Source organism: Streptomyces sp. CNX435 (assembly GCF_059570575.1).
In genome coordinates, this window is sequence record NZ_JCANTA010000003.1 from 206,683 (window position 1) to 222,815 (window position 16,133).

Annotated in this window: 15 protein-coding genes; 4 read left to right on the forward strand and 11 right to left on the reverse strand. The window is 72.3% G+C overall.

The features are described from left to right. Positions 1–225 precede the first annotated feature (225 nt). The 3 genes from hpnD to T328_RS07400 all read right to left on the reverse strand — a co-directional run bounded on the left by hpnD (position 226) and on the right by T328_RS07400 (position 3,079). Positions 226–1,161 (reverse strand): presqualene diphosphate synthase HpnD, encoded by a 936-nt coding sequence (gene hpnD, locus T328_RS07390; RefSeq protein ID WP_496495079.1) that lies wholly within the window; start codon positions 1,159–1,161, stop codon positions 226–228. A 7-nt stretch (positions 1,162–1,168) separates the two neighbouring features. Further along, entirely contained in the window at positions 1,169–2,098 is a 930-nt protein-coding gene (gene hpnC / locus T328_RS07395; RefSeq protein WP_496495080.1) for a squalene synthase HpnC, read from the reverse strand. Between the two features lie 321 nt (positions 2,099–2,419). After that, positions 2,420–3,079: a TetR/AcrR family transcriptional regulator gene (locus T328_RS07400; protein WP_496495081.1), complete on the reverse strand. Its 660-nt coding sequence runs from the start codon at positions 3,077–3,079 to the stop codon at positions 2,420–2,422. Between the two features lie 85 nt (positions 3,080–3,164). On the opposite strand from T328_RS07400, the gene T328_RS07405 reads away from it, so the two are divergent. Further along, positions 3,165–5,378: an MMPL family transporter gene (locus tag T328_RS07405; RefSeq protein ID WP_496495082.1), complete on the forward strand. Its 2,214-nt coding sequence runs from the start codon at positions 3,165–3,167 to the stop codon at positions 5,376–5,378. Between the two features lie 68 nt (positions 5,379–5,446). Here the strand turns inward: T328_RS07405 and T328_RS07410 are convergent, their stop codons facing one another. From T328_RS07410 to T328_RS07440, 7 genes are read right to left on the reverse strand one after another with little or no spacing between them, the layout of a single operon-like run. Next, a complete protein-coding gene (locus T328_RS07410; protein WP_496495083.1) occupies positions 5,447–6,259 on the reverse strand; it encodes an ABC transporter ATP-binding protein in 813 nt (270 codons plus the stop codon). Then, entirely contained in the window at positions 6,246–7,157 is a 912-nt protein-coding gene (locus tag T328_RS07415) for an ABC transporter permease (protein WP_496495372.1), read from the reverse strand. The genes T328_RS07410 and T328_RS07415 overlap by 14 nt, the downstream gene beginning before the upstream one ends. 58 nt (positions 7,158–7,215) lie before the next feature. Continuing rightward, positions 7,216–8,139 (reverse strand): glycosyltransferase family 2 protein, encoded by a 924-nt coding sequence (locus tag T328_RS07420; RefSeq protein WP_496495084.1) that lies wholly within the window; start codon positions 8,137–8,139, stop codon positions 7,216–7,218. 5 nt (positions 8,140–8,144) lie between these two features. Then, positions 8,145–8,924 carry a CDP-alcohol phosphatidyltransferase family protein gene (locus T328_RS07425; protein WP_496495085.1) on the reverse strand — a complete coding sequence of 260 codons (780 nt, stop codon included), beginning with the start codon at positions 8,922–8,924 and terminating at the stop codon, positions 8,145–8,147. Then, positions 8,902–9,966 carry an iron-containing alcohol dehydrogenase family protein gene (locus T328_RS07430; protein WP_496495086.1) on the reverse strand — a complete coding sequence of 355 codons (1,065 nt, stop codon included), beginning with the start codon at positions 9,964–9,966 and terminating at the stop codon, positions 8,902–8,904. The genes T328_RS07425 and T328_RS07430 overlap by 23 nt, the downstream gene beginning before the upstream one ends. After that, positions 9,954–10,691, reverse strand: coding sequence for a phosphocholine cytidylyltransferase family protein (locus T328_RS07435; protein ID WP_496495087.1), 738 nt, complete (start codon positions 10,689–10,691; stop codon positions 9,954–9,956). Before T328_RS07435 ends, T328_RS07430 begins: the two co-directional genes overlap by 13 nt. After that, complete coding sequence (locus T328_RS07440; RefSeq protein ID WP_496495373.1) at positions 10,688–12,502, reverse strand: DUF5941 domain-containing protein; 1,815 nt, start codon at positions 12,500–12,502, stop codon at positions 10,688–10,690. Before T328_RS07440 ends, T328_RS07435 begins: the two co-directional genes overlap by 4 nt. 192 nt (positions 12,503–12,694) lie before the next feature. On the opposite strand from T328_RS07440, the gene galE reads away from it, so the two are divergent. The 3 genes from galE (at position 12,695) to idi (ending at position 15,442) form a co-directional block, all read left to right on the forward strand. Continuing rightward, positions 12,695–13,666, forward strand: a complete 972-nt coding sequence (galE, locus tag T328_RS07445; protein WP_496495088.1) for a UDP-glucose 4-epimerase GalE — start codon at positions 12,695–12,697, stop codon at positions 13,664–13,666. Between the two features lie 177 nt (positions 13,667–13,843). Further along, positions 13,844–14,773, forward strand: a complete 930-nt coding sequence (locus T328_RS07450) for a cation diffusion facilitator family transporter (protein ID WP_496495089.1) — start codon at positions 13,844–13,846, stop codon at positions 14,771–14,773. A 108-nt stretch (positions 14,774–14,881) separates the two neighbouring features. After that, complete coding sequence (gene idi, locus T328_RS07455) at positions 14,882–15,442, forward strand: isopentenyl-diphosphate Delta-isomerase (protein WP_496495090.1); 561 nt, start codon at positions 14,882–14,884, stop codon at positions 15,440–15,442. Here the strand turns inward: idi and T328_RS07460 are convergent. Further along, a complete protein-coding gene (locus T328_RS07460; RefSeq protein WP_496495091.1) occupies positions 15,375–15,905 on the reverse strand; it encodes an ATP-binding protein in 531 nt (176 codons plus the stop codon). The genes idi and T328_RS07460 overlap by 68 nt on opposite strands. Between the last annotated feature and the right edge of the window lie 228 nt (positions 15,906–16,133).

Genomic DNA, 16,133 nt, shown 5'->3' on the forward strand with positions numbered 1-16,133 from the left:
CCCCACTATGTCTGGCCCGCGGGGCGGGGCCGCACACCTTGCCGCAGCGCGACGCACACCGCCGCGCCCCGTACGCCGGGGCGCACACCCCGGGCGCCACCGGGCGCCCCCGACCCGCCCCGCGCGCGGCGTTTGCCGGCCCGTCCACGCGTACGTACGACGCAGTCGCGGGCACAGTCACGGGGACAGCCACGGAGGTGGTCACGGGGGCGGCGGGCGCGGGGCTCACCGGGCCCTCCGACTCGCCTGCCGCGCGTCGACGCCGGCGAGGCCGCGGACCGCGACGTACGCCTTCTCCCGGCCCGGCAGCGACACCCGGCCGCGCAGCACGGCGTCGGGGTCCGCGGCGATCCGCTCCAGCAGCCGGTGGTAGATGCCGGCCATCGCGGCGACACAGGCGCCGCTGCGTCGGTCCAGCATGGGCAGCAGCCGGTAGCCGTCGGCGAACAGCGCGCGGGCGCGGCGCACCTCGAACTGCACCAGGCCCGGGAAGTCCGAGCCGGGTGGCGCCGTGTCGCCGTGGAAGCCCGCGGAGCAGCCGAACTTGGCCAGGTCGACGGACGGCAGATAGCTGCGGCCCTCGGCGGCGTCCTCGCGCAGATCCCGCAGGATGTTCGTCAGCTGCAGGGCGAGCCCGAGCGTGTCGGCGTAGGCAGGAGCGCGCTCGGAGCGGCGCACGCCGGGCACGGTGCCGAACACGCCCAGGGAGAGCCGCCCGATGGCGCCGGCGACGCACCGGCAGTAGTCCTTGAGATCCTCCCAGGTCTCGTACTCCTCGCCGCGGACGTCCGCGAGGACGCCGTCGATCACCTCGTCGAGCCCGCCCAGCGGAATCGGGAACCGGCGCGCGGCGTGGGCGAGCGCGACGGCGACGGGGTCGGTGTCGTCCTCGGCCACCCGGCCGGCCCGGATCCGGTCGAGCTGCCGCCGGGTGTCCGCCAGCCGGGCGCGCTTCTCCTCGGGCGCCAGCTCGCCGTCGCCGATGTCGTCCACGCGGCGCGAGAAGGCGTACAGCGCGGACATCGCGAGCCGCTTGTCGTACGGCAGGAGTCTGATGCCGTACGCGAAGTTCCGGGCCTGCTGGCCGGTGACGGCCTCGCAGTACCGGTACGCGCTGAGCACCGGTGCGGATGCGTAGGCCGCGCGCGACGGTGTGGTCACGGTGCGGTCACCCCTCTCGTCGCAGGGTCGACCCCACCTCGCGCAGCAGCCTGCGCCGGGTGGGCTTCGGGGGTCCGGAGAGCACGTCGTGGCCGGCGGCGGCGACGGCGGCCAGCGCCGCGCGCCCGCCCGCCACGAAGCCGGCGAGCAGCAGCCGCAGCCGGCCGCGCACGCTGCCGACGAGGGGCGCGCCCTCGTCGAGGAGGCGGGCGGCGCGGTCGGCCTCGTACCGGATCAGGGCGCGCACCGGCTCGCCGCCGTGCGCGCGGGCGAGGTCGGCTTCGGTGACGCCGAAGCGGCGCATGTCCTCGGCCGGGAGGTAGACGCGGTCCCGGCCCAGGTCCTCGGCCACGTCCTGGATGTGCTCGACGATCTGCAGCGCGGTGCAGATCGCGTCCGAGCGCCGGATGCGCTCGGGGCTCTCGGTGCCGGTCACGGCGAGGACGAGCCGGCCGACCGGGTTGGCGGACAGTTCGCAGTACCCCGCCAGCTCGGCGTACGTCTCGTAGCGCCGCACCTTCTGGTCCTGCCGGTTGGCCTGGAGCAGGCCGAGGAACGGCTCTGGGGACAGCCGGTGGCGGCGGACGGTGGGGCGCAGCCGGCGCAGCAGGGGATGGCCGGGGCCGGTGCCTTCGGCGGCGCTGTTGTCGGCTACATCGGCGCCGTCGGCGAAAACACGGTCCAGGTCGGCCTCCAGCGCGTCGAGGAGCGCGAGCGGATCGTCCGCCTCGTCCGGGCCCAGGCCGAGCGCGGCGGCGTCGGCGCCGCCGGGGGCGAGATCGCCGTCGCCGATGTCGTCGACGAGCCGGGCGTAGCCGTAGAGCGCCATGAGGTCGGCGCGCCAGGCACGGGGCAGGAAGAACGGCGCCACGGGGAAGTTCTCGTCGGCGGCCTGGCCGAGTACGGCGCGCGACGGAGCGTCGTCCGCAGCGGTCACCGTCGACTGCCCTGGGCTGCCGCCCCCGGGGCGCAGACGGCGGGCGCTCCTTCGAGCTGGGGTTTCGTCTTCGCCATAGCCGTCACGCCTCCCGTTCTACACCGCGGACCCAGATGTGCCCATTCCGGACACGCCGCCGCCGGCGTCGTGACCCCGACCAGGTCCGGGGCGACCCCCAAGCTCCCTTATCGCCCACATGCCGCCAAACAGCATCAGTCCAGCGTACGCCGTACAGGACAAAGACGCGGCATGCTGTGGTCACCTCAATCCCCGCGCGTCCGGAGAAGCGTGAAACGCCGTCCTGCGCAAGGGGTTTGCCGGTCACACGGTGAGGCCGTCCAAGATCATGGCGGTCGTGCGGGTGACGATCGCGTCCCGCTTGAGGGGCGGCAGGTCCTGCAGCGGCCCGTCGAGGATCAGCATGGCCAGCCCGTGCACCGAGGACCAGGCGGCGAACTCCGCGCCCGCCCGCACGCCCGGACGCAGCACGCCGGCCGCGTCGAGGGCGTCCATGGCGTCGACGAGCATCTGGAAGGAGCGCGCGTCGCCCGGCCGGGGCTCCCCGGCCCCGTCACCGCCGGTCCACTTCTCCGGGTGCGCCTCGACCCGGCAGAAGGCGGTGCGGTACATGCCGGGCTCGGCGACCGCGAAGCGGATGTAGCCGAGGCCCATGGCCAGCAGCCGGGCCTTGGCGGCCGCGGCCGGATCGCCGCCGGCGGGCAGCCCGGTCTCGGCGAGCACCGACTCCATGGAGTCCGCCAGCCGCCGCTGACCGTCGTCCTTCACGGCCTGCAGCAGATCGGCCTGGTTGGCGAAGTGGCGGTACGCGGCCGTCGGCGACACGCCGACGCGGCGCGCCGCCTCGCGCAGGACCACCGCTTCGGGCCCGCCGCCGCGGGCCAGCTCCGAAGCCGCCTCGACCAGCGCGTTGCGCAGATCGCCGTGATGGTATCCGGCCTTGCCGCCCCTGACCTCACTCATACGCGCATCATGCCTGAAGTTGACAGCATTAACATCCCCTGACAGGCTCGATGTTAACGCTATAAACATTAGGAGAGGAGCGACCGTGCTGACACGCATCGCGGAGCTCGTACTGCGCAGGACCCGGCTCGTGCTCGTGCTCGCCGTCGTGGCCGTGGTCGGCATGGCCGCGCTCGGCTTCGGCGCCTTCGGCAAGCTCAGCGCCGGCGGCTTCACTGACCCGGCCTCGCCGTCCAGCCAGGCCCAGGAGGTGATCGACGAGCGATTCGGCGGCGATACGAACCTGGTCCTGCTGGTGGACGCCGAGTCCGGCGGGCCGGACGGGGCCGCGGCCCGCGAACGCGGGCGGGAGGTCACAGAGGCGCTGCGGGGCGAGTCCACCGTCACCAACGTGATGTCGTACTGGGACCGCGGCGGCGACGGGCTGGTGTCGCAGGACGGGAGCCGGGCCCTCATCCTCGCCCACGTCACGGGCGGCGACGCGAAGGAGCCCGAGAACGCCGAGGAGCTGACCGACGAATACACCGGCACCCGCGACGGCGTCAACGTCCGGGCCGGCGGCGGTGCCGCGGTGAACGGCGACGCGTCCTCGCAGGTCGCCGCTGACCTGGCACTGGCCGAGTCGATCGCCCTGCCCGCCACCCTCGTGCTGCTCGTCCTCGCCTTCGGCAGCGTCGTCGCGGCGCTGCTGCCGCTGGCGATCGGCCTGGTGGCGATCTTCGGCACGTTCGCCGAGCTGTGGGTGCTGGGCAGTCTCACCGACGTCTCGGTGTTCTCGGTCAACCTCACCATCGCGCTCGGCCTCGGGCTCGGCATCGACTACGGGCTGTTGCTGGTCAGCCGCTTCCGCGAGCAGCTGGCCGCGGGCGACGAGGTGCCGGCGGCGATCCGGCGCACGGTGGCGACCGCGGGCCGTACGATCGCGTTCTCCTCCGCGACGATCGTCGCCGCGCTCGCCGCGCTGCTGGTCTTCCCGCTGTACTTCCTGCGCTCCTTCGCCTACGCCGGCATCGGCGTCGTGGCCATCGCCGCGGTCAGCGCACTGGTGATCATCCCCGCACTGCTCGTCGTCCTCGGCCACCGCGTCAACCGCGGCCGGGTGCCGGGGGCCCGCGCCATGCGCCGCACCGACGCGCCGCTGTGGGGCCGGGTCGCGGGGGCCGTGATGCGCCGGCCCGCGCTCACCGCGCTGCCGGTACTCGGCGTGCTGCTGCTCGCCGCGAGCCCGCTGCTGGGCGTCAGCTTCGGCACGCCGGACGAGCGGGTGCTCCCGGAGAGCGCGCAGAGCCGGCAGGTGGCCACCGTGCTGCGGGAGGAATTCGCGGCCGACGACAGCACCGCGATCAACGTCGTCACCACGGGCGCCGTGACCGGGCCCGACCTCGCTCGTTACGCCACCGAGCTGTCCCGGCTGGACGGCGTCGCCCGGGTGGACGCGAGCAACGGCTCGTACGCCGACGGCGCGGCCGGCCCCGCAAGTCCGGCCGCCGACGGCCTCGGCCGCCCCGACGCCCAGCGGCTGACGGTCTCCGTCGAGCCGGCGCCCAAGTCGGGCGCGGCGCAGGAGCTGGTCGGGGACGTGCGCGCGGTGCCCGCGCCGGACGGCGTGGAGACCCTCGTCGGCGGCACCGACGCGGTGCTGGTCGACGCCAAGGACAGCATCGGCAGCCGGCTGCCGCTGGCCGTCGGGATGATCCTGGTCACGACGTTCGTGCTGCTGTTCCTCTTCACCGGTAGCGTCGTCCAGCCGCTGCGCGCGATCGCCCTCAACGCCGTCAGCCTGGCCGCGGCCATGGGCGCGATGGTGTGGATCTTCCAGGACGGCCACCTCAGCGGGCTGCTGGGCTTCACGCCGCAGCCGATGGACACGGCGATGACGGTGCTGATGTTCTGCATCGCCTTCGGCCTGTCGATGGACTACGAGGTCTTCCTCACCAGCCGGATCAAGGAGCTGCACGACGCGGGCGCGGACCCGGCCACGGCGGTGACGAACGGGCTGGCCCGCACCGGCCGGATCGTGACGATGGCCGCCGGGCTGCTGGCCGTCAGCTTCTTCGCCTTCGGCACCGGCGAGGTCAGCTTCCTGCAGATGTTCGGCCTCGGCGCCGGGCTCGCCATCCTCATCGACGCGATCGCTGTGCGCGGCGTGCTGGTGCCGGCCGCGATGCGGCTGCTGGGCGGGCGCGCGTGGTACGCGCCGCGCTGGCTGCGCCGGGTCCACCGCCGGGTGGGCCTGAGCGAGGCCGGGCCCGGCGCCGCGCCCGTGCGGGAGCCCGAGCGCACACCGGCCGGGGTCTGAACGCTCGGCACGCACGACGAAGGGCCCCGCCGGCGGCGGGGCCCTTCGTCACGTACGCACGCGCGCGGCTATCGCTTGGCGAACTCCTGATACGCCTTCAGCACCTCGTCCGTCGGGCCGTCCATCACCAACTCGCCCTTCTCCAGCCACAGCACCCGGTCGCAGGTGTCGCGGATGGACTTGTTGGTGTGGCTGACCAGGAACACCGTGCCGGCCTGCTTGCGCAGCTCGCGCAGCCGGGCCTCGGAGCGCTTGCGGAACCGCAGGTCGCCGGTGGCCAGCGCCTCGTCGACCATCAGCACCTCGTGGTCCTTGGCCGCGGCGATGGAGAACCGCAGCCGCGCCGCCATGCCGGACGAGTACGTCCGCATGGGCAGGGTGATGAAGTCGCCCTTCTCGTTGATGCCGGAGAAGTCGACGATGCCCTGGTACCGCTCGCGGATCTGCTCCCGGGTCATGCCCATCGCCAGCCCGCCGAGCATCACGTTCCGCTCGCCGGTGAGGTCGTTCATCAGCGCCGCGTTCACGCCGAGCAGCGAGGGCTGGCCGTTGGTGTACACCTTGCCGCTGTGCGCCGGCAGCACGCCGGCGATGGCCTTCAGCAGCGTCGACTTGCCGGAGCCGTTGGAGCCGATCAGGCCGATGGCCTGGCCCCGGTACGCCGTGAAGCTCACCCCGCGCACCGCGTGCACCTCGCGCACCCGGTTCTTCCGCTCCCGGCGCACGAGGCGGTTCAGGGCGGCGGCGCCGCTGCCCTTGCTGCGCCCCCCGCCCTGCACCCGGTAGACGATGTGCAGGTCCTCCGCGATGACCGTCGGCACCCGCCCGTCGTCGGGGGCGTCAGCCTCGGACCGGCTCGTCGGATGTTCAGCCACGGCCATAACGCTCCTCAGCCTTCCAGAAGAACACGAACCCGAGCAGCCCGATCACGACGGCCCAGCCCAGCGCCAGCAGCCAGACGAGCGGCGGCATGTTGTTCGCCGGGTAGTCCCCCATGAGGACGTACCTCATGAGGTCCATGTACACCGCGGCCGGGTTCATCGCGATGAGGTCGGCGGCCCACTGCGGGGCGTCCGCCCGGTCCACCAGCATGTAGTGCAGCGGGAACATCACCCCGGACGCGTACATCCAGGTGCGCAGGATGAACGGCATCACCTGGGCGAGGTCCGGCGAGTCGCTGCCCAGCCTGGCGAAGATCATCGCCAGCCCGGCGTTGAAGAGGTACTGCAGCGCAAGGATCACCGGGACCAGCAGCCAGGTCCAGCGGGGGTAGAAGCCGAAGCCCAGCAGGAACCCGGCCATCACGATCATCGAGTAGAGCAGCTGCTGGAGCTGCTGCAGCGAGAAGGAGATCGGCAGCGCGGCGCGCGGGAAGTGCAGCGCCCGCACCAGTCCGAGGTTCCCGGAGATCGACTTCACGCCCGACATCACCGACTGCTGCGTGAACGTCCACACGAACACCCCGATCACCAGGAACGGGATGTACTCGCTCTTCGACATGTTGCCGCGGCCGCCCAGCAGGATGCCGAAGATGAAGAAGAACACCGTGGCGTTCAGCAGCGGCGTCAGCACCTGCCACAACTGGCCCAGCTTCGCCTTGCTGTACTGCGCGGTGAGCTTGGCGCGCGAGAAAGTCAGTATGAAATGGCGGCGCGCCCAGAGCTGCCGCACGTACTCGGGCAGTCCGGGGCGCGCGCCGCTCACCGTCAGGCTGTACTTGGCGGCCAGCTCGGCCGGGGACAGCCCGTCGTCGGGATGGCGCTTGGGCGGAGCGCCCACTGCCGTATCGCTCACAGTCGGTAACTTTCGTCCTCAGACACTCAACGGTACGAGCTTGTCAGATCACGGGCGGTCGTCCCAGCCGGGTCAGCCGCCACACCGTACGCCACTTCATGGGCCGGCGCGGCCCGCACGGTGCGCGCCAGCCCTCTCGGAAGCCTACGAGCCATGATTTCAGCACAGCTCGCGAGGGGCTGCGTGCCACTGTGAGAAGGAACCAGACACCGAGATAGACCGGGACGAGCGGCGCGGGGAGGTTCCGGCGCGCCAGCCAGACGCGGTTGCGGGCCACGTTGTGGTGGTACGAGGCATGCCGGCTGGGCGGCATCGTCGGATGGTGCAGCACCATGTCGGCGCGGTAGTCGATGTGCCAGCCCGCGTCGAGCGCCCGCCAGGCGAGGTCGGTCTCCTCGTGAGCGTAGAAGAAGTCGTCCGGCAGCCCGCCGACCTCCTGGAACACCTCCGTACGCACGGCGTTGGCGCCGCCCAGGAACGTGGTGACGCGGGAGGAGCGCATCGGGTCGGAGGCGCGCAGGCGGGGCACGTGCCGGCGCTGTGTGACCCCCGTCTCGGGGTCGGCGATGCGGAAGCTGACGATGCCGAGCCGCGGGTCGGCGGCGAACGCCTCGCGCACCAGAGCGGCGGTGTCCTGTTGTGGCAGAAGACCGTCGTCGTCGAGGAAGAGCAGCACGTCGACGTCGCCGCCGCCGTCGCCGAACGCCTCGACGCCGACGTTTCGCCCGCCGGGGATGCCCAGGTTCTCGGGCAGTTCCACGACCCGTACGCCCTGCGGGATGTTCGGCACGGTGACGCCCTGGGCGACGACGACCACCTCGACGGGGGCGCCGTCCTGCTTGGCGATCGACTCCAGCAGCGCGCGCAGCTCGCCGGGGCGCTGCCCCATCGTGATCACGACCGCGCCGAGGCGGACGTCCTCCGGGCGCGTCGCCTCCCGCGGCCGGGGCTGGTGTTCATATGTCATTCGGCTCACCGCAACCTACTGGAGGCCAGAATGCTGACCAGGTGGAGAAGGGTCTGCAGCATTGCTATCGCGGCGAGCACGGCGACACCGAGCCGGGAGAAGTACAGGTCCCCCTTGATCAGGTCGAGGATCGCCAGCAGGAGGATGACGAGTGACGCCTCGATCCCCAGGATCAGCCGGTGGAACTTCAGTGCCGCGGCCGCCTTGCGGGCCACGGCGACTCCCGACGAACGCGGCTCCGCGGCGGACTCCTTGACCGGCGGCAGCCCCTGCTGGTGGCGCGCCACGCCGACGAGGTCGGTCTCCGCCTTGATCAGCACGGCGCCGAGCGCGGCGAGGGTGCCGAGGAAGGCCCACAGCCAGTCCACGGATCCGTCGCCCCACGGGTCGGCGGCGCGCAGGCCGAAGCCGACGAGCACGGCGGCGTCGCAGAGGTACGCGCCGACCCGGTCGAGGTACACGCCGCCGATGGAGAACTGCTGCTTCCAGCGGGCGACCTCCCCGTCGACGCAGTCGAGGAGCAGGTACAGCTGGACCATGAGCACGCCCAGCAGGGCGCCCGGGATCCCGGGGACGAGCAGCGCCGGGGCGGCGAGGACGCCGGCGACGGTCATCACGTACGTGAGCTGGTTGGGCGTCACCCGGGTGGTCACCAGGTGCCGGTCCACGCGCAGCGAGATCTCGCGCATGTACAGGCGGCCGGCCCAGTGCTCCCCGCTGCGCCGGTCCTTCACCCCCGCGGGGTGGACCACGGGCCGTAGCTCAGCTACCGATGGCTTTGGCATAGTCGGCGTAGGCGTCTCTGATCTGGTCGGTGGACAGGTCGAGGTGCTCGAGGATCGTGTACCGGCCGGGCCGGGTCTGCGGCGCGAACTCGACGGCCTTCACGAACTCGTCGTCCGTGAAGCCGATGTCGTCGGCCAGCACGGGCAGTTCGTGCCGGCGGAGCACCTGCGCCATGAGCAGCGCCGTCTCCCGGTCGCCGCGCAGGAACGTGGCGAACGTCCCGCCGAGGCCGCACTGCTCGCCGTGGAGCGCGCAGCGCCGCGGGTAGAGCAGGTCGAAGGCGTGGCTGATCTCGTGGCACGCGCCGGAGGCCGGGCGGCTGTCGCCGGCCACCGACATCGCGATGCCGCAGAGCACCAGCGCCTCGGCGAGGATGACGAGAAAGTCGTCGTCGCCGATTCCGCCGGGGTGGCGCAGCACCGAGTCGCCGGCGCTGCGGGCCATCGCGGCGGCCAGCCCGTCGATGGGCTCGCCGGTCTCGCGGTGGGACAGCTCCCAGTCGGCGACGGCGGAGATCTTGCACGTCACGTCGCCGATGCCGGCGCGGACGAAGCGGGCCGGGGCCTCGCGGATGACGTCGAGGTCGATGACCATCGCGATGGGGTTGGGCACGCCGTACGAGCCGCGGCCGGCGTCGTTGTCGAGCGTGGAGACCGGCGAGCAGAGGCCGTCGTTGGCGAGGTTGGTGGCCACGGCGACCATCGGCAGGCCGACGCGCGCGGCGGCGTACTTCGCGGAGTCGATGACCTTGCCACCGCCCAGGCCGACGACGGCGTCGTAGCGGCCGGTGCTCTTGATGGAGTCGGCGAGCCGGACGGCGCCGTCGATGGTGCCGTCGGCGTCCGCGAACCAGTCGGCGCCGGGCAGCGCCGGCGCGAAGCGGTCGCGCAGCGCCTGCCCGGAGCGCGGGCTGATGGCGAAGGCGAGCCGGCCGGACGGCGCGACGCGCTGGTCCGAGAGGAGGTCCGCGAGGTCGTCCAGCGCCCCGGCCCGGATGTCGACCGTCAGCGGCGACGGGATCAGGCGGGTCAGTACCGGCACGCGATCTCCCTGCCCTTGGCGAGGTCGTCGTGGTTGTCGATCTCGACCCAGGCGACGTCCCCGATCGGCGCGAAGTCGATCTTGAAGCCGCGGTTGACCAGCTCCTGGTAACCGTCCTCGTAATAGAGGTCGGGGTCGCGCTCGAAGGTGGTCTTCAGCGCGTCGGCCAGCTCGTCCGCGGCCGAGCCCTCGATGAGGGTGACGCCGATGTACTCGCCGGTGGCCGTCGCCGGATCCATCAGCTTGGTGATCCTCTGGACGCCCTTGTCGGGGTCGGCGACGACCTTCATCTCCTCGTCGGCGAGCTGCTTGACCGTGTCGAGGGCGAGGATGATCTTCTTGCCGCCGCCGCGGGCGGCGAGCAGGGTCTTCTCGACGGAGACGGGGTGGACGGTGTCGCCGTTGGCGAGGATCACGTCGTGCCTGACCGAGTCCCGGCCGCACCACAGGGAGTAGGCGTTGTTCCACTCCTCGGCCTTGTCGTTGTCGATCAGGGTGAGCTTCAGCCCGTACCTGCTCTCCAGGGCCTCCTTGCGCTCGTACACGGCCTCCTTGCGGTAGCCGACGATGATCGCCGCCTCGGTGAGCCCGATCTCGGCGAAGTTGCCGAGAGTGAGGTCGAGGACGGTGGTCTCCCCGTCGACAGGCACCAGGGCCTTCGGCAGGGTGTCGGTGTAGGGGCGCAGACGCCTTCCGGCGCCGGCCGCCAGCACGAGGCCGATCATGCGGGTTCTCCTGTTTCGTCGTGTACAGCGGGGGCTCCGGAGGAGACCCAGAAGCGGATGCTCTCGGTGAGCACCACCAGCGCCACGGCCACGGCGATGGCCGCGAGCGCGAACGTGAAGCGTGTGCCGGTCAGCAGGGCTGCCGCCAGCGTGACCGCCAGCGTCCGTCCCTCGTGCCCGCCGATCGCCCGCACCAGGAGGCGCGGGGGCGCACCCGTGCCGCCGCGGATGCGGTACACGGTGTCGTAGTGATGGTAGGCGACCGCGGCAACCAGGCCGAAAGCCGCGGGAAGGGCTCCGTTCACCTCGGCGCGGGCGGCGAGCACGAGGACGGCGAAGTACTCGGCGGCCCGGAAGACCGGCGGCACGAGCCAGTCCAGCGGGCCCGCGAGCGGGCGGGATATGGCGAACGCCGAGGTCAGGACGTAGCCGACGGCGCCGATCACCGGCCACCAGGTGCCGTACGGGGTGAAGAGCGCCAGCGCCACGAGCAGCGTGGCGCCGCCGGCGGCGACGGCGGGAGGCGCGTACGACGGCAGGGAGCGTGCGGACGCGCGCAGGGAGGGGGCGGTGGCCTCGGCGAGCGGGCCGGTGTCGGTCAGCTCGTCCAGCGCCTTCAGGGCCTGCTCGCTGCGGGGGACGCGGCGCTTGAGGGAGCGCAGCACGCGGCCCGCGGTGGTGTAGCAGGCGGCCAGCCCCATGCCGACAAGCAGGACGACGAAGACGACGCGGGGGGTGGTGACCGCGGTGAGCACCGCGATCAGCGCCCAGCGCTCGCCGATCGGCAGCACGACCATGCGGCGCAGCCACACCGTCCAGCCGAGCCGGTCGAGCCGCTCGGAGAGCGCGGCGGTGGGGCTGGTGTTGCCTGCCGCGGCGGCGGGGCCGGCGATGGACTCGTTGAAGGCGAAGTCCACGACGTGCCTGCAGGTCTGCAGCACCATGGCGCTCAGGGCGAGGGCCCACACGTCGTCGCCGTCGGCGTTGGCGGCGCCGAGGGCGAGGCCCGCGTAGTAGGCGTACTCCTTGGCGCGGTCGAAGGTGGCGTCGAGCCAGGCGCCCATCGTGGAGTACTGCAGCGAGTAGCGGGCGAGCTGGCCGTCGGTGCAGTCGAGCACGAAGGACAGGAGCAGCAGCGCGCCGGCGGCGACGAAGCCGCCGCGGGTGCCGGTGGCCGCGCAGCCGGCGGCGAGCACGGCGGTGGCCAGGGAGGCGGTGGTGACCTGGTTCGGGGTGAGGCCGCGGCGGGCGCACCAGCGGGCCAGGTAGCGCGAGTAGGGGCTGATGAAGAAGGTGGTGAAGAAGCCGTCGCGGCTCTTGACCGCGGCCCGCAGCCGGGCTTTCTCCTCGTCCACGGCGGCGACCGCGTCCGTCGCCTTCGCCCGCGCCAGCGCGTCCTCGGGTACGGCGGCCACCAGCACGCCCAGCTCCGGCCGGGCCAGGTCACCCTTGCCGGAGCCGCCCTCCGCGAGCTGCGCGGCCGTCTCCTCGGCCACGCCGTCGAGGGTGCGGCTGCGCATCACCGCACGGGAGAGCGCGGTGCGGGCCGCGGGCGTCTGCACGGCGACCACGCCGGGCGCGGCGGCGGCGGGCCAGCGGGGGTCGGTGAGCGTCAGGCGCAGGCTGTGCCGGTGGCCGACGAAGCGGCTGTCGACGAGGGCGACCCGGCCGTCCCCGGGCAGCAGCGCGAGGACGGTGGCGGCGTCGGCCACGTCCGCGGCGGTACGCACGTCGTCGTAGCCCAGCGACTCGAGGTCGCTCTCCAGGGGTGACCCGGGGACGGGCGGGCCGATCAGGATTGCGGTCCGCAGACGAACTCACTCCTTGGCAGCGCAGCGGGGCGGCAGGCGGGGCCGCCCCTCCCCCGTCCGGCCGGGCGGCTGTCGGCAGAGGTTAGCGGATCCCTGGAACCGTGGGTTCACCGCCCGTTCGCCTCGACCGGGTGGCGATCATCATTTCGCAGCCCGTATCCGTGCTCCAAACCGGGGCGGTAGTGTTCCGCCATGACGTGGTTGATCACCGGCGGGGCCGGTTACATCGGCGCGCATGTCGTGCGGGCCATGGTGGGTGCCGGGGAGCGGGTCGTCGTGCTGGACGACGTGTCCACCGGGAACCCGGTCCGGCTGCCCGCGGACGTGCCGCTGGTGCGCGGCACGTTTCTGGACCGGCTGCTGCTCAACCGCGCCTTCGCTGAGTACGACGTCACGGGTGTGGTGCACCTGGCGGCGAAGAAGCAGGTCGGCGAGTCCGTGGAGCAGCCGCTCACGTACTACCGGGAGAACGTGCACGGCCTGGGGGTGCTGCTGGAGGCCGTCGTGTCCGCGGGCGTCCGCCGCTTCGTCCTCTCCTCCTCCGCCGCCGTCTACGGCGCGCCGGACGTCGACCTCGTCACGGAGGACACGCCCTGCCGGCCGATCAACCCGTACGGTGAGACCAAGCTGGCCGGCGAGTGGCTGTTGCGGGCCACCGGCCGCGCGCACGGGCTGGCCACCGCCTGCCTGCGGTACTTCAACGTCGCCGGCGCCGCCGCACCGGAGCTGGCGGACACCGGTGTGTTCAACGTGGTCCCGATGTTCTTCGAGCGGCTGACCGCACACGAGCCCATGCGGATCTTCGGCGACGACTACCCCACCCCCGACGGCACCTGCATCCGCGACTACGTCCACGTCGTCGACCTCGCCGACGCCCACCTCGCGGCGGCCCGTCGCGTCGCCGCCCCCGCGGTCTCGGGCGACCTGACGGTGAACCTCGGCAGCGGCACGGGGGTGTCCGTGCGCGAGCTGACCGAGGTCGTCGCCGACGTCACCGGGCGGCGCGAGCACCCCCCGGTGGTCCACCCGCGCCGGCCCGGCGACCCGGCCCGGGTGGTCGCGTCGTACGACCTGGCGGCCAAGGAGCTGGGCTGGCTCCCCCGGCTGGACGTACGCGCAATGGTCGAGTCCGCCTGGGCGGGCTGGCTGCACAGCCACCCCTAGCGGCCCGGCGCGGCTGACCAGCCGAGACGCCCGAAGGAGCGTTTCCGCAGGTCAGACGATGAAAACCGACTTCATGTCAAGGTTTGGCGAATACCCCCGGCCCGTAGTTCACTGAGATCACCGGGCGGGTACGAAGGCCTGTCCGCGACCGTCGTCGGGAACCGGAGGGCACGCGGCATGGGCGCAGGGCACGACCACTCCCACGGACCGGCCGGCGGTACGGCCTCCGCCGCGCACCGCGGCCGGCTGCGCGTCGCCCTGGCCCTCACGCTGTCGGTGCTGGGCCTGCAGGTGGTCGGCGGGGTGATCACCGGTTCGCTGGCGCTCGTCGCGGACGCCGGGCACATGGCGACCGACGTGGTCGGGCTGTCCATGGCGCTGCTGGCGATCCACTTCGCGAACCGGCCGACGAGCGAGCGCCGCACCTTCGGCTTCGCGCGCGCCGAGATCCTGGCGGCGCTGGCCAACTGCCTGCTGCTCGTCGGCGTCGGCGGCTACATCCTGTACCAGGCGGTGCGCCGCTTCATGGACCCGCCGGAGATCGAGGGCGGGCTGACCTTGGCGTTCGGTGCCGCGGGCCTGGTGGTCAACCTCGTCTCGCTGGCCCTGCTGATGGGCGGCCGGCAGGAGAGCCTCAACGTACGCGGCGCCTTTCTGGAGGTGCTGGCGGACGCGCTGGGGTCGGTCGCGGTCATCATCTCGGCGCTGGTCATCGTCACCACCGGCTGGCAGTACGCGGACCCGGTGGCCTCGCTCGCCATCGGCGCGATGATCATCCCGCGGACGTTCCGGCTGCTGCACGAGGCGCTGGACGTGCTGCTGGAGGCGGCGCCGAAGGACGTGGACGTGGCCGAGGTGCGGTCGCACATCCTCGCGCTGCCGGGCGTGGTGGAGCTGCACGACCTGCACGTGTGGACGATCACCTCGGGGATGCCGGTGATATCGGCGCACGTCGTGGTCAAGAGCGACGTGCTGCAGGCCGTGGGTCAGGAGAGGTTGCTGCACGATCTGCAGGGGTGCCTCGGCGATCATTTCGACGTCGACCATTGCACATTCCAGATCGAGCCCGTCGGACACGCCGATCACGAGGCACATCTCTGTCATTGAGCCGTCACCCGTGGGGCAGACTGAGTGCGGCGTCCCGTCGTGTCCGCCCGCCGCGGAGACCGGGGCGCTGCTGCACCGGACGCCGTAGATCGGACGCAAAGGATGGTCATGCCGGCCGCTACCACCGAAGAGATCATGCTGGAACTCGTCGACGAGGACGGCAACACGATCGGCACCGCCGAGAAGCTGTCCGCGCACCGCGAGCCCGGCCGGCTGCACCGGGCGTTCTCCGTCTTCCTCTTCGACACCGCCGGCCGGATGCTGCTCCAGCAGCGGGCGCCGGGCAAATACCACTCCCCCGGCGTCTGGTCCAACTCCTGCTGCGGCCACCCCTACCCCGGCGAGTCGCCGCTCGCCGCCGCGGCCCGCCGCACCTTCGAGGAGCTGGGAGTTTCGCCCGCGCTGCTCGCCGAGGCCGGCACCGTGACGTACCGCCACCCAGACCCGGCCTCGGGGCTGGTGGAGCACGAGTACAACCACCTCTTCGCCGGACTGCTGCGGGCCGCGCCGCGGCCGGACGCCGACGAGGTGGGCGCGGTGGCGTTCGTCACGGCGGACGAGCTGGTGAAGCGGCACGCCGAGGACCCGTTCTCGGCGTGGTTCATGACGGTGCTGGACGCGGCCAGGCCGGCCATCCGGGAGCTGACGGGGCCGGCGTCCGGCTGGTGACCCCGGCGAGCGGGAAGGAGGCCCAGATCACCTTCCCGCCGTCGACGGTGTGCTGCACGTCGCAGGTGCCGCCCGCCTCGTTCGTGATCGTCTTGACCAGCAGCAGTCCCCGGCCGCCCGTCTCGTCGTCGTCCGCCTGCAGGGCCTTCGGGCGGTACGGGTGCTGGTCCTGGACGGCGACGCGGACCCAGCCGGCGCTGACCGACAGCTCGACGCCGATCGTCGGGGAGAGCACGCCGGCGTGCCGGACCGCGTTCGTCACCAGCTCCGAGACGATCAGCAGCACGCCCTGCAGCAGGTCGTCGCCGATCGGCACGCGCTGCCGGACGAGGAGGTCGCGTACGGCGTGCCGGGACTGGGGCACGGAGGAGTCGAGCGCCGGGGCGTCGAACTTCCAGGTCCCCTCGTACGCCGCCGGGACCACCTGGCCGGGCTCGGGCCTCAGGTTTCCGCCGTCGTTCACCGCCGGCACCTGCTTTCACCACCACTCACACTCCGAGTGTTGGCAATCACCTTCGGCTCAAGCCCCCATCGAGCAGAACTTGACTGGCTTTCGTCACCTTCCGACCGGCTGCGCACTCACCGGCCAGTGTTGAGATCGAAAAATCAGTTGCCGACGCCCTGAGCACCGTCATACCTTCACAGTGCCCTGCAGTCGACGATTGGAGAAGGTGTTGCTCGTCTGAGGTCT